Source organism: Comamonas squillarum, from assembly GCF_025309455.1.
Lineage (GTDB): Bacteria > Pseudomonadota > Gammaproteobacteria > Burkholderiales > Burkholderiaceae_C > Comamonas > Comamonas squillarum.
This window is the reverse complement of the sequence record NZ_CP104377.1, coordinates 3,979,758-3,991,996: the sequence shown is the minus strand read 5'-3', so window position 1 is coordinate 3,991,996 and position 12,239 is coordinate 3,979,758. Positions and strand designations below refer to the sequence as shown.

The 12,239-nt window shown below is 66.6% G+C and carries 10 protein-coding genes; 2 read left to right on the top strand and 8 right to left on the bottom strand.

What is annotated here, in order from left to right; translation table 11 throughout:
* Positions 1-80 precede the first annotated feature (80 nt).
* Both N4T19_RS18300 and N4T19_RS18295 read right to left on the bottom strand, forming a co-directional pair.
* On the bottom strand, positions 81-1,430 hold the full coding sequence (locus tag N4T19_RS18300) for a histidine kinase dimerization/phospho-acceptor domain-containing protein (protein WP_260720317.1): 1,350 nt from the start codon (positions 1,428-1,430) through the stop codon (positions 81-83).
* Between the two features lie 2 nt (positions 1,431-1,432).
* Positions 1,433-2,134, bottom strand: coding sequence for a response regulator transcription factor (locus N4T19_RS18295; protein WP_182344707.1), 702 nt, complete (start codon positions 2,132-2,134; stop codon positions 1,433-1,435).
* A gap of 99 nt (positions 2,135-2,233) precedes the next feature.
* Here N4T19_RS18295 and N4T19_RS18290 point away from each other — a divergent pair, with 99 nt between their 5' ends.
* Positions 2,234-2,941 carry a phosphatase PAP2 family protein gene (locus N4T19_RS18290; protein ID WP_182344705.1) on the top strand — a complete coding sequence of 236 codons (708 nt, stop codon included), beginning with the start codon at positions 2,234-2,236 and terminating at the stop codon, positions 2,939-2,941.
* Between the two features lie 21 nt (positions 2,942-2,962).
* On the opposite strand, the gene N4T19_RS18285 is transcribed toward N4T19_RS18290, so the two are convergent.
* The 6 genes from N4T19_RS18285 to N4T19_RS18260 form a co-directional block, all read right to left on the bottom strand.
* Entirely contained in the window at positions 2,963-4,183 is a 1,221-nt protein-coding gene (locus N4T19_RS18285; RefSeq protein WP_260718714.1) for a DUF1513 domain-containing protein, read from the bottom strand.
* 10 nt (positions 4,184-4,193) lie between these two features.
* Positions 4,194-5,279, bottom strand: coding sequence for an imelysin family protein (locus N4T19_RS18280; protein ID WP_260718713.1), 1,086 nt, complete (start codon positions 5,277-5,279; stop codon positions 4,194-4,196).
* 80 nt (positions 5,280-5,359) lie between these two features.
* Positions 5,360-6,919, bottom strand: coding sequence for a di-heme oxidoreductase family protein (locus N4T19_RS18275; protein WP_260718712.1), 1,560 nt, complete (start codon positions 6,917-6,919; stop codon positions 5,360-5,362).
* A gap of 20 nt (positions 6,920-6,939) precedes the next feature.
* Complete coding sequence (locus N4T19_RS18270) at positions 6,940-8,142, bottom strand: imelysin family protein (RefSeq protein ID WP_116926106.1); 1,203 nt, start codon at positions 8,140-8,142, stop codon at positions 6,940-6,942.
* 354 nt (positions 8,143-8,496) lie between these two features.
* A complete protein-coding gene (pyk, locus tag N4T19_RS18265; protein WP_116926105.1) occupies positions 8,497-9,942 on the bottom strand; it encodes a pyruvate kinase in 1,446 nt (481 codons plus the stop codon).
* A gap of 211 nt (positions 9,943-10,153) precedes the next feature.
* Complete coding sequence (locus N4T19_RS18260; RefSeq protein ID WP_260718711.1) at positions 10,154-11,596, bottom strand: aminopeptidase P N-terminal domain-containing protein; 1,443 nt, start codon at positions 11,594-11,596, stop codon at positions 10,154-10,156.
* A gap of 104 nt (positions 11,597-11,700) precedes the next feature.
* On the opposite strand from N4T19_RS18260, the gene N4T19_RS18255 reads away from it, so the two are divergent.
* Positions 11,701-12,204, top strand: a complete 504-nt coding sequence (locus N4T19_RS18255; protein WP_021027024.1) for an NUDIX hydrolase — start codon at positions 11,701-11,703, stop codon at positions 12,202-12,204.
* The last annotated feature ends 35 nt before the right edge of the window (positions 12,205-12,239 follow it).

Here is a 12,239-nt window from a genome sequence, read left to right as displayed (position 1 = left end):
GTGCTGCAACCGCTGCTGCAACACCCTGGATTCATGTCTGCGGCATGGTAACCGCTTGGTAACTGCCTATTTTAGCAAGCTCAGGCCATCTGGGCGAGAGGCATACTGAGGCGGTAGCAAGTGGTATAGGGTGCCAGCGCCTCTAGCTGCTCGAAAGCGCCCCCGTGCAAAGCCATGATGCGCTGCACAATCTGGTGGCCCAGCTGCAGGCTGTCCACTGGCTCGGGCACGGCCTTCTCCTGCAGGCGGCCGCCATCATCACAGACCTGCAGCCAGCACTGCCCACCATCGCTGCCGCCCTGCACCTCGATCTGCGTGCCCTCGGGGGTGTGGCGCAGCGCGTTCTCGACCAAATTGCGCACGGCCACCTCCAGCAGCACGGCGTGGCCTTTCACCCACAGTTGCTCGGGCAGCTCCACCGCCACACTGCCCCCGCGCCGCCAGGCCGCCTGGGCGTATTCGGCCCCCACCGTGCGCGCCAGCTGCGCCAGGTCCACCGGCGCGGCCTGCTGGGTCAGCGCCACACGGCTGCTGCGGGCCAAGGCCAGAATCTGGTTGAGCACATGGCCAGCGCGCAGCGCGTCGGCATGCAGGCGCTGCACCGCCTGGGCCTGCTGGGCGGGGTCGAGCCCGCCTTGCAGCGACTGCGCATGCAAGCTGATCGAGGCCAGCGGCGTGCGCAGCTCATGCGCCACTTGGTTGGCCAAGGTGCGCTCGCGCTCCATCGCCTCATCATTGCGGTCCAGCAGGCGATTGAACGCCAGGGTCACCGCCCGGAACTCCTGCCAGTTGTGGCCGGTAGACAGGCGCTGGCCCTGCTCGGGCTCGAGCTGCTCGACATCGCGCGAGAGCTGGGTCAGGGGTTTGAGGCCGGCGCGGATCGTCAGCCCCAGCACCAGGGTGACCACCGGCAAAAGCCACAGCCCGGGCAGAATCATCTGCCCGGCAATGTCATCGGCCAGGTCATCGCGCTCTTGCAGGTTGACCAGCACAGCGACCTTGCGCGTGTGCTCGGTGTTCCACTGCGTGAAGGTGCGCCAGACCTCGTGTTTGGGGCCTAGCTGCGCATCAAAAAAGCCACTGCGCCCATCGGCAAAATGCAGGTGCGGCGCACTGCCGACATTGAGCACCAGGTCGCCCTCGGCGCTCCAGACCTGCAGGCTCATCGACTGCTGGTAGTCATGCGCATGCAGCCCCGGCAGCGGCACGCGCTCGGTCGGCAGGCCCGGCGGGGTCTGCGCGTTGGAGGGGATATTGAGCACCAGCGCAGCAACGCCGGCCAGGTGCCCGTCGGTCAGCTCATCGGCCTCTTCAATACCGGTCTGGTAGGCCCAGTAGACAAAACTGGCCCAGACGACGACCAGCGCCGCCAGAATCCAGACCAGCAGCCGGGTGCGCAGCTGGGGCAGGCGCTGGGGCTTGGCCGCCAGGTTCACGATGCCTGGTCCTGGGGCATGAAGTAGCCCACGCCGCGCATGGTCAGGATGTAGTCGGCGCCGAGCTTTTTGCGCAGGTGGTGGATATGCACCTCCACCGCATTGCTCTCGACCGAGGCATCAAAGCTGTAGAGCTTTTCCTCCAACTGCTGACGCGACAGCACCCGGCCATGGGCCTGCAGCAGGATCAGCAAGATGGTGTAGGCCCGGGGTGAGAGCTCGACCCCTTCGCCCCCCAGGCGCACCTGGTGCAAGGCCGGGTCCAGCACCAGGTCGCGGTAGTGGATCAGCGGATTGGCGCGGCCCGCCGCGCGGCGCAGCAGCGCACGCAGCCGGGCCTGCAGCTCTTCGGCATCAAAGGGCTTGGAGAGGTAGTCGTCGGCGCCCAGGTCCAGGTTTTCAATGCGGTCATGCACGCCGTCGCGGGCGGTCAGCACGATGACCGGCGTGGCCGGATCGGGCAGGGTCTTGCGCAGGCCGGTGGGGGGCGGGGCATTGCGCAGCTGCTGCAACAGGCGCGAGCCATCGCCATCGGGCAGGCCCAGGTCCAGCAGCACCACATCAAAGCCCTCGGCCGTCAGCGCGCGCCAGGCCTCGGCCAGGCTGGGGCACCAGTCCACCGCATGGCCGCGCTGCTGCAGATTGGCTTTGAGGCCCTCTGCAATGCCGGCATCGTCTTCCACCATCAGTATGCGCATGGCTGGCATTGTGCATGACTTGGGTCGTTGCGCCTATGGCCTGCGCCCTGCACCCGGGACATTAAGAAGCCCTTAAGCCAGCCGCCGCAGCATCGCCAGATGCCTTCCTGCCTCCCTGCCTCGTTAGCCGATACACGCGCCCCCTTGTACAACCGCCGCTGGCTGCTGGCCACGGTACTCAGTTTTGTGCTGATCGCCCTGTGGGATGCCGGAGGCCAGGACCTGGCGCTGGCCCACCTCTGGGGCACGGCCCAGGGCTTTGCGCTGCGCGACGACCATTTTCTGGTCACCTATATGCACCAGGGCATGCGCAACCTGGGCTGGGTGGTCGTGCTGGCCTTGAGCCTGGGCGTCTGGATGCCCTTTGGCCTGCTGCGCAAGCTGCCTACCGCCAGGCGGGTTCAGCTGCTCGTCAGCATTCTGGCGGCTCTTGCGGTAGTGGCCATCCTCAAGCGCAGCAGCGCCACCAGCTGCCCCTGGGACCTGTCGGTCTTTGGCGGCGTGGCCGAGTATGTGTCGCACTGGCGCTGGGGGGTGCATGATGGCGGCGCTGGTCGCTGCTTTCCGGCCGGCCATGCGGCGGCCGGTTTTTCCTTTGTCGGCGGCTATTTTGCGCTGGCGCGCGACACACCGCGCGCCGCGCGCTGGTGGCTGGCGGTGGCGCTGGTGATGGGCCTGCTGCTGGGCCTGGGCCAGCAGATGCGCGGCGCCCACTATATGAGCCACACCTTGTGGACCGCCTGGCTGTGCTGGACGGCCGGCCTGGCCATCGACATGGGCATGGCGCGCCGGCAGCGCAGCGCCTAAACCGCAGCTGGGCTCAGTCCCTTAGCCCACTAGGCGCCAGTGGTTGTCAAACATCAGTCCGGTCACCGTATCCAGCGCTGCTACCGCTTGCTCGCGGCTGCGGCTGCTGCGCTCGGTCACCCCATGGCCGCCGCCGGCCCATAGCCGCGCGCCATCGAGTGCCACAGGGCAGACATCGCCCTGAGGGCTGCTGCCCAGGTAGCGCGCCTGGGCATCAAACCAGGCCATGCAATCGGACTTGGGGCAGCTCACCACAAAGCCGCCTTGCGCCAGCGGCGCGCATTCCACGCTGCCGCCGTAGCCGGCCAGCGGCGGCTGGTCTTGCGCCAGCTGCAGGCGCTGGCCATCCCAGACGGCGAAGATGGGGGCGCTTTGGCGCCGTGCATCCTCATGCTCGGCCTGCAGCGCAATGCCCAGACGCTGGCGCGCGGCATCCCAGGCCAGGTGGCGGATCGACAGGCGCGGGTCGGGCAGCTTCCACTGGCCCAGCAGGCGGCCGTCAAAGGGGTGCAGCGTGACCAGCGACGGGTCCATGCTGTCCAGCCATTTCTTGCTGCGGCCCGTCTCGCTTTGCGTGGGGATGCCGCCATTGGCAACGACCAGGGTCCCGGCCGGCAGCTTGCCCAGCGGGGCGGGCAGCACCAGCAGCTCATGCGGGTCCATGCCATGGCTGCGCCATTCGGCCAGCTTCTCCAGGCTCGTGGCATCGCGCAGGCCTATGCAGCCCTGGCTGTCTTCCAGATCGGTTTCGGTGGTGAACAGCATCCCGCTACCGCCTGCGCTCGCTTGGGCCTGCCAGGCCTGCGCCGTCGCGGGGCCCGCCAGTGCCACATGGCCGTTAAAGCAGCGGTCCTCCTGCATCCAGGCCCATTGCAGCGCTCCTGTTTTGGGCTGCCAGCGCAGCAGCCAATCCCCGGGCCGGCGGGCGGCAAAGACCAGCTGACCACCGGGCAGTGTTTGCACGCCATGGCCACGGGTGGGCAGCTCGGTGCGCGCAGCAATGCGCCAGGCATGGCCGCCGCCGCTTTGCGGCAGCACTTCGAGCACACCGGCCCAGTCCTGCGCCATCGCACTGCCGCCATCGCGCCAGACTGCCGCCAGCCGGGTGACGCCCGGCGTGCTGCCCGCGTCTTTGGCAAAAGACAGTTCGGCCAGGCTCAGCGCGCCCATCGCCGAGGCACCCAGCCCGCGCAGCAGCGCTCGCCGGGGCAGGGATGTGGACAACAGCGCAGCGTCGGTCATGGCGGGTCGCTCAGTCGCCATCGCTGTCGCTAAAGCCCAGCGGAATATCGAGCGCCGGCGCCACCTCGGCCTGGTAGAGCGCCGTGATGCCCTTGAGCTTGGTGGCGAGCGCCAGAATCTCGGTGTTGGCCTGTGCCCCTTCCTTGGCAGGCGCCTTGCCAGGGGCCGGCATGGCGGCATCGACCACGCCAATGGCCTCACGCCAGCGCTGGGCCAGGGCGATATGGCCCTTGCTGAGCAGCAGCGCTTCGATGGAGATCAGGTCCTTGCCGGGCACCGGGGGCTGCTGGCGCTGCGCGGGGGTGAGCAAGGCCTGGGCATGCAGCGCCTGCCACTGGGTCTGCCACTCGCGCCAGTTGTCGGCCATCGCGATGCGGGCAAAGGCGGGCGCCTTGTTGCTGCCCTCGACCACCTTGACCGGCTTTTCCATCTGCGCCCAGCGCAGGCGCTCCAGCCCGCCCAGCCACTGGTTGACCCATTCCTCGATCGCCGCGCCCGTCTCCTTGGCCCCGGGGCTGGCTGCATCGTCGGGCTCGCTCTCCGAGCCTTCGACGCTCCAGGTCTTGCTGCGCAGGGGCTCGAACGCGGCCTGCAGGCTTTGGGCCTCGGCGCTGATCGCTTTGGCCACCTGCAGCGCAAAGGCGCATTCCGGGCTGGCTGGCTGCAGGCCCTGGCTCAGCAGCCAGTCCAGCGCACCAAAGCCCTTGGCGGGCGTGCCCACCAGCTCCATGTCGGCAGCGCTTTGCGGGCCTTTTTTGACGGCGCGGGTGATCAGCGCCGTGCGGATCGGCGTGAAATCAATCTGCCGCAGCGAGCGGCGCTCCACCAGGGGCCCCACGCTGGGCGTGGACAACTGCAGCCAGGCGGTATGGCTGCGCTGCCACTGGCCGCGCAACTCCGCCGCTGCGGTTTTGGCAGCCGCCGCCGGCCCGGCGCAGAAGCTGGCGAGCGCCTGGTCCTGCGCATTGGCGGCCTGGGTAAACGCCGCCGCACGGGCAGGCAGGTGCTGGCCATACAGGCTTTGCAGCGCCTGGGCAGCCGTGTAGTACGGCATGGGGGTGTCGGCCGCCTGCGCCAACGGGGCAGAACTGCCCATGGCGGCCAGGGCAACCAGAGCGCAAGCCCTGCCCCAGGATTGTGCGGCCTGGACGGGCCCCGTTTTCAAACCAACTTGCGTCATAGCGACTCCACAAACTTGACCAGGGCTTCACGCTCGGCGGCATCCATGTTCAGCACCTGCTGCTTGGCCTGCTCGGCCTCGCCGCCATGCCAGAGGATCGCTTCGAGCACGCCGCGCGCACGGCCGTCGTGCAGCAGGCGCTGGTGGCCGTTCACATCCTGAATCAGGCCAATGCCCCACAGCGGCGGTGTGCGCCACTGCTGGCCACTGGCCAGAAAGTCCGGCCGGCCATCGGCCAGCGCCGGGCCCATGTCATGCAGCAGCAGATCGGTATAGGGCCAGATCTTCTGGCCGGCAATGTTCTTGGCCGTCAGCCGTGGGAAGGGGCCGGGGCCAGTCACATAGCTGGGCTTGTGGCAGACGGCGCACTGCGCCTGGGCAAACAGGCGCTGGCCCAGCTTGACGGCCGAGTCATTGATATTGCGGCGGGCAGCAGGCGCCAAGGTGGCCTGGTAGAAGATCACGTCGTCGAGCGTCTTGTCATCGATCTCGGGCGCATCGGCGCGCGCCTGCGCCGCCGTGCGGCCGGCGGTGGACTTGTCCAGACCGCCGCCATGCGGCGCGGCCAGGCAGTCTTTTTGCGCAGGGGTGCAGTTCTCGTTCGGGAAGATGCGTGAGGTGATGCCCATGTCGCCCGAGAATGCGTTGGCCGTCTGGTGCGCCACGCTGGGCGAGTTGGCCTTCCAGCCAAAGCGGCCAATCGCCTCGCGCTGGCCATAGGCATCCCAGACGCGGTTGACCTGGCCCTTGATGGGGCCGGCCAGCGCCGCCTGCTCCCGCACATTGGCGAGGATGTCGGCCTCGGCAATCGCTTCGATCAGGCCCACACCTACCACCTGGGGCGCAATGCGCGGGCCGATCATCACATCCTTGGCCATGGGCCCATAGCCCAGGTCGGTCAGCTCGTAGCGGGGTTGGATCAATTCGTAGGGCGTGCCATCGGCAAAGCGGCCCTGGATGGGCGTGCCATGGATGCGCACGATGCCCTCGGGCTTGACGCCCTGCACCGCCGCATTGTTGAACTGGTCACCATAGGTCGGCTCGGGCACCACGCCGGCATGCGGATCGGCCTTGCCGGGCACCGACAGGCGGATCAGCAGCGCCACCGTGGGATCGGGATCGGGACCCAAGGTGCGGTGGAACTCTGGCGGCTCACCGCGCCCGTCCATGATGTGGCAACCACCGCAGCTGCGTGCAATGAAATGCGGGCCCAGGCCATCGCGCAGCCGGGTCGAGGCCGGTGCCTCCACCCAGTTGCGCTTGAAAAAGGAATTGCCGATGACAAAGCGCGTGCGCTCTTCATCGGCGAGAGAGGCAAAAGGAAACGAGAACGCGTTCTTGCCGGTGGCAAACACCGTGGTGTCGCCGCCGGTCATCTCACTGGGGTCTTGCGCGGGCGCCGCTGCGGCGGGCTTTGCAGCCGCGCTGGTCTGCGCCGCGCTGGCCTCCGGCCGCAGGGCCACCGCCAAGGCGGTGGCCGCGCACAGACCCGCTGCTGCCCATGCCAGCCGCTGCACGCGGCCACCGGGCTTCTTGTCATTCATCTTCACAGACATAGTGCAGCAACGGTCCTTCGTCAGGGCTGGACCAGGGTCAGCTTGGTAATGCCGATGGCATTGGCCGCCTGCACCAGCAGCTTGGACTGCTCGGTGGCGCTGTCCACCGCCGCCTGGATGCGCTTGCGGCCAGGGGCGTCGGCGCCGCCAATGATTTCGCGGTCAAACGGTGCCTGGATGCCTTCGGTCGCCTTGACCGTGCTGGCAATCTGCGCACTGGTCTTGCCCGAGAGCTCAGCGTTCTTGGCCGCCACCAGCTCGGCCAGCGAGGCCACCTTCAAGGTCGTGCCATCGCGGCGCTTGTACTGGCCCAGCCAGACGTTCTGGATGCCAGTGGCATTGGCGACCATGTCGCGGTGGGTGTTGTCGGAGAAGCAGGAATGCTCGTCTTCCTGGTCCTGCGAGTTCAGCGGCACTTCCATGCGCTCGCCGGCCAGCTCGCCGCGCGAGAGCGAACCCAGGCCGACGATGATCTTGCGCACCGATTCCACACCATCCTTGTCGAACTGGGCGCGGTAGTTCTTCTGGCCCGGTGCCCAGGCCTTGGTGACGCCTGCCAGGTCGTCGATCAGCAGCTCGGTCACGACCTTCAGGTAGAGCCGGCGGCGGTCGGCGTTGGCGCGCTTGCCATCCACATAGTCTTCAAACGAGCGCTCGCCCGGGCCGGTGTCGGACAGGTCCTGGCCCCAGAGCAGGAACTCGATCGCATGCCAGCCAGTGGCAATGTTTTCCTCGCCACCGCGCTCGTTTTGCTTGGCCAGGTTGGCCTTGGTGATCTTGAACTTGGGGTCGTTGATAAAGCCGGAATTGGACTTGCCCTCGACATAGTCCACATAGGACTCGTCCATCGGCCAGGCATTGATCTGGCCTTCGGGGCCGTTCTCGTCGTCGATCGGGCCGCCATAGAAGCGGAAGGCTTCCGTCTGGCCGTAGAACTCACGCGCGTCGAGCCAGCTTTTGCGCGCGGCTTCCAGCGTCTCCTTGGAGGGGGCCGCGAGCAAGGCGGCGATGGCCTTTTGCATGTCGCGTGCCGATGCGAGGCTGTCGCTGTAGTTGGCGTAGACCAATTCGCTATAGCCCACCGCCACCGCACGGGCGTCCAGCTTGCTGGCCTTGGCGGCCGCCGTCTGTGCAAATGCCGGTGCAGCCACACCCGCGACTGCGCCCAAACCCAGGCCTAAGGCCATCCCCAACACCGAACGGCGTACTAGTCGTTGCGACATAGATTCCCTCTTCCAAAAAAACAGGCAGGCACAGCGGCGCTGTGCTGCTCAACAACAAGGGCTTGGCTGGGCTGCTCGGTGCGTGCGTGTTGTGAATTCTTATCGCAGCAGCTTGGCTAGGTGATCGAAGGCCAGGATTGTAAAGGCCGGTAAGCCCCTGTCTCGGGAGCAAAACCGCCTGGCTTCGAATGGATTCAGCGCAGTCCTTTGATCCGCACGGACGTGCAGGCAGGCTCGCTGAGCGCCATAGTATCGCTGCAGTCGAAAATCCGCACAAAATTGGACGGATCTACAGCTGCAAAAAAAGGGGCGCTCACGAGCGCCCCTGGTGTGTCGGTGCAAGAGCGTTGTGCGTTACACCACGCGGCTGATCTTCATCATATTGGTGCCGCCGGGCGAGCCCATCGGCTCGCCGCAGGTGATCGCATAGATATCGCCGCTTTGCACAATGTCGCGCGCCTTCAGGTGCACCTCAGCCTGGGCCAGCGCGGTGTCGCGGTCGGCGCTGGTGTCCATCAGCAAGGGGCGCACATTGCGGTACAGCGCCATCTTGCGCTGCGTGGCCACCTTGGGCGTCAGCGCGTAGATGGGGATCTGGGTGCGGTGGCGGCTCATCCACAGCGCCGTCGAGCCGCTGTCCGTCATCGCAACCAGGGCCTTGGCGCCCAGGTGGGTGGCGGTGAACAGCGCGCCCAGCGCAATGCTCTGGTCGATGCGCTGGAAGGTCTTGCCGACAAAGTCGGTGTCCACATCCCAGTCGGCCGAAGCCTCGGCCTGCGCGCAGATGTCGACCATCTCCAGCACGGTCTCGAGCGGGAACTTGCCAGCGGCGGTCTCGGCGCTCAGCATCACCGCATCGGTGCCGTCGAGCACCGCATTGGCTACGTCGCTCACCTCGGCGCGGGTGGGCACCGGGTTGGTGATCATGCTCTCCATCATCTGCGTGGCAGTAATGACGACCTTGTCCATCTCGCGCGCCATGCGGATCATCTTCTTTTGCAGTGCCGGCACGGCCGCATGGCCCACTTCGACGGCCAGGTCGCCACGCGCGACCATGATGCCGTCAGACACGCGCAGGATGTCTTCGAGGTGCGGAATGGCTTCGGCGCGCTCGATCTTGGCAATCAGGCCGGGGCGGTGGCGGTACTCGGCCGCCGCCACCATGCACAGCTGGCGCGCCATTTCCATGTCGGTGGCGGTCTTGGGAAAGCTGACGGCCACATAGTCGGCCTGGAAGCTCATCGCGGTCTTGATGTCATCCATATCCTTGGCCGTCAGCGCCGGCGCGGTGAGGCCGCCGCCCTTTTTGTTGATGCCCTTGTTGTTGGACAACTCGCCGCCCAGCTTGACGGTGGTGTGCACGGCATCGCCCCGAACCGCGTCCACCGTCAGCACGATCAGGCCGTCGTTGAGCAGCAGCACATCGCCGGGCTTCACATCGCGCGGCAGCTCCTTGTAGTCCAGGCCCACGCCCTGCAGGTCACCGGGCTCCTGGCGCGAGGCATCAAGCACAAACCGGGCACCGGGCTCGAGCATCACCTTGCCTTCGGCAAACTTGCCAACGCGGATCTTGGGGCCTTGCAGGTCGGCCATGATCGCCACCTCGCGGCCGGCGCGCTGCGCGGCCTCACGCACCATGCGGGCGCGGTCCACATGGTCCTGCGCCTTGCCATGGCTGAAGTTCAGCCGCACCACGTTGACCCCCGCGCGGATCATCTCTTCGAGCAGCGCCGGCTCGCTGGAGGCTGGCCCCAGCGTGGCAACAATCTTGGTGGCGCGGCGGATCTTGGGCGAAATCATGGGCAGGTCCCCTGTGTCTTTGTCTCAAAAGTGGGGCCGGCTCCGTCACCAGATGCCGACCCGATGTAATTCAGTTCCATTCTGACATGAGAAACGTGCACAGGGAGTTACATCGCGGTTTCATTCGATGTGCGCTTGCACAATCGCGCGGCCCATAAAAAACACCTGCAAGGCGCTTGGCCGGGCAGGTGTTGGATGAGCACAGGTCGGATCAGGCCAGATCAGCGGGCCGGGGCGCGCCCTCGCGCATCAGCGCCTCGATCTCGTCGGCCTTCACCGGCACACCGCGCGTGAGCAGCTCGCAGCCGTCGTCGGTGATCAGCGCGTCGTCTTCGATGCGGATGCCGATGTTGTGGAAGGCTTCGGGAACGCCGTCGGCCGGGCGCACATAGATGCCCGGCTCGATCGTGGTCAGCATGCCGGGGCGCAGGATGCGGCTGGGGCGGTTGAGGATCAGCTCGCCCGAGAGCGGATCGCGCCGCTCACTGGTGTGGCCGAGCTCGCTGGGCTCGATGTAGCTGCCGCAGTCATGCACGTCCATGCCCATCCAGTGGCCGGTGCGGTGCATGTAGAACTGGAAGTAGCTGCGGTTGTCGATGACATCCTGCACGCTGCCGACCTTGTTCTTGTCGAGCAGGCCCAGATCGAGCATGCCCTGGGCCAGCACGGCGACGGTGGCGTCATGCATGTCGTTGAAGCGCTTGCCGGGCCGGGCCAGCGCAATGGCGGCATCCTGGCTGGCGAGCACCAGGTCGTACAGATCGCGCTGCGGGCCGGTGAACTGGCCGTTGGCCGGGAAGGTGCGGGTGATGTCGCTGGCATAGCCATCGAGCTCGCAACCGGCATCGATCAGCACCAGCTCGCCGCTGCGGATGGGCGCGGCATCGGCGCGGTAGTGCAGCACACAGGCATTGGCGCCGGCGGCCACGATCGAGCCATAGGCCGGGCACTGCGAGCCGTATTCGCGGAAGGCCTGCAGCAGCTCGGCATCGAGGTGGTATTCGCGCACGTCCTGCCCGGCGCGAACCATGCGCGCTGAGCGCTGCATCGCCAAGATATGGGCGCGGGCGCTGATGTCCCCTGCGCGGCGCAGAATCGGCACCTCGTGCGCATCCTTGAACAAACGCATCTCATCGAGCACGGTGCACAGGTCGCGCTGCTGCTCGGGCACCAGCGCGCCATAGCGGGTGCGGGCGCGCACGCCGTTGAGCCATTGGGCCACCGTGCTCTCGAGCCCCTGGTGGATCGCAAACGGGTACCAGACCACGCGGCGGTTTTCCAGCATCTTGGGCATGCGGGCCGCCTGCTCGGCCACCGAATAGGCCTCGCTCACGCCCAGCGCCGCGACTGCGGCCTCGGGCCCCAGCCGGTAGCCGTCCCAGATCTCGCGCGCCAGGTCCTTGGGTGCGCAAAACAAGGTGGTCTTGCCATCAGCGGTGATCACCAGGCTGGCGTTGGGCTCGCTGAAACCGGTCAGGTAGTAGAAATAGCTGTCGTGGCGGTACAGAAAGTCACTGTCGCGGTTGCGCGCGCGCTCGGGCGCGGTGGGGATGATGGCGATCCCGCCCTCGCCCAGCTGGCGCGCGACCTGGGCGCGGCGCTCGGCATAGACGGACTGTGCGGGAATGGCTGGGGTGGGGGCGGGTGCTTGCATGCTGCTATCGTACTGCAGAGCTTTGCCTGTGGTGGTGATTGCAACAGCATGACAAGCCCTTGACGCTCTTTTTATGATTTCAGCGACTTGGCACATAATGCCGCATGCCCCACCGCTGGAAACCCAACGTCACCGTGGCCGCCGTCATTGAGCGCGATGGCCGATTTTTGCTGGTAGAGGAAGACACCTCGGACGGCATCCGCCTGAACAACCCGGCGGGCCATCTGGACCCTGGCGAATCCCCCATCCAGGCCTGTGTGCGCGAAGTGCTCGAGGAGACGGCCTTTGACTTCAAGCCCTCGGCCCTGCTGGGCATCTACATGAACCGCTTTGTGCGCAGCAAAAGCGGCGCGGACACCACCTATATGCGTTTTGCCTTTACCGGCACCGTCGGCGCGTTCTACGAAAACCAGCCGCTCGACGAAGGCATACGCCGCACCGTCTGGATGACCGCCGACGAAATGCGCGCCGAGGCCCACCAGATGCGCAGCCCGCTGGTGCTGCAGTCGCTGGACGACTACCTGGCCGGCCAGCGCTTTGCGCTGAACCTGATCTACACCGATGTTTCCGTGCTGGTGCAGCCAGACGGTGTGAGACCGCTCGAATAGGCGCGCATCCACGACAAGCCCATGGCTCACCACCA

Bases quoted from the DNA above. Each gene is read 5' to 3' on its own strand.
- N4T19_RS18285 (WP_260718714.1), bottom strand. From the start codon at position 4,183: ATGACCGACGCTGCGCTGTTGTCCACATCCCTGCCCCGGCGAGCGCTG.
- N4T19_RS18275 (WP_260718712.1), bottom strand. From the start codon at position 6,919: ATGTCTGTGAAGATGAATGACAAGAAGCCCGGTGGCCGCGTGCAGCGG.
- N4T19_RS18295 (WP_182344707.1), bottom strand. From the start codon at position 2,134: ATGCGCATACTGATGGTGGAAGACGATGCCGGCATTGCAGAGGGCCTC.
- pyk (WP_116926105.1), bottom strand. From the start codon at position 9,942: ATGATTTCGCCCAAGATCCGCCGCGCCACCAAGATTGTTGCCACGCTG.
- N4T19_RS18270 (WP_116926106.1), bottom strand. From the start codon at position 8,142: ATGTCGCAACGACTAGTACGCCGTTCGGTGTTGGGGATGGCCTTAGGC.
- N4T19_RS18255 (WP_021027024.1), top strand. From the start codon at position 11,701: ATGCCCCACCGCTGGAAACCCAACGTCACCGTGGCCGCCGTCATTGAG.
- N4T19_RS18290 (WP_182344705.1), top strand. From the start codon at position 2,234: ATGCCTTCCTGCCTCCCTGCCTCGTTAGCCGATACACGCGCCCCCTTG.
- N4T19_RS18260 (WP_260718711.1), bottom strand. From the start codon at position 11,596: ATGCAAGCACCCGCCCCCACCCCAGCCATTCCCGCACAGTCCGTCTAT.
- N4T19_RS18280 (WP_260718713.1), bottom strand. From the start codon at position 5,279: ATGGGCAGTTCTGCCCCGTTGGCGCAGGCGGCCGACACCCCCATGCCG.